The following is a 533-nucleotide window of genomic DNA, read 5'->3' on the forward strand; positions in this document are numbered from 1 at the left end:
TCATTTGACGATGGTATAAATCAGTCAGGATTTTCTTATCGGTCTCACCTTTACCAAAGAAATAAGTGTTGGGTGCAAACAGACCTTCAGGATGATGATAAGGAATACCTAAAGCCTTCATAAGCTGGTCATCTGGTAAATCCAATATCGTATTTTTTACATTTTTATCGTTTTTTAGTGCTGTAATCAGCTGCTTAAAAGTTGTTCCTTCAATCACTAGAACACGGTTCATCTGGGCATTATCAGCATCAGATAACATCTCTAATACTTGTCTTACGCTCATTCCCTGCTCTATCTCATATACACCAGCTTTCATACTGTCATGAATCATAAACTTTTGATAAAGCTTAAGTACAATTGGGAAATGGATTTTATTTTCTTTGGCTAAGCGATCAATAAAACCAGAATAGGTCTCACCTGATGTGATCGATAGCATCTGCTTTTTCCCTTCAATAGGATAAGCTTTAAATAAACTTGACCATAAAATAGCAAAAATAGAAATTAAAACGATAAAACAGCCAATCAGCACTAAC

General features: G+C 34.9%; 1 protein-coding gene. It reads right to left on the reverse strand.

The window, feature by feature from the left end:
• On the reverse strand, positions 1 to 533 hold a 533-nt coding region (locus ABD296_RS50215), incomplete at both ends, for an endolytic transglycosylase MltG (protein ID WP_344285814.1).

The organism is Actinomadura napierensis (genome assembly GCF_039529375.1).
Classification (GTDB): Bacteria; Actinomycetota; Actinomycetes; order Streptosporangiales; family Streptosporangiaceae; genus Spirillospora; species Spirillospora napierensis.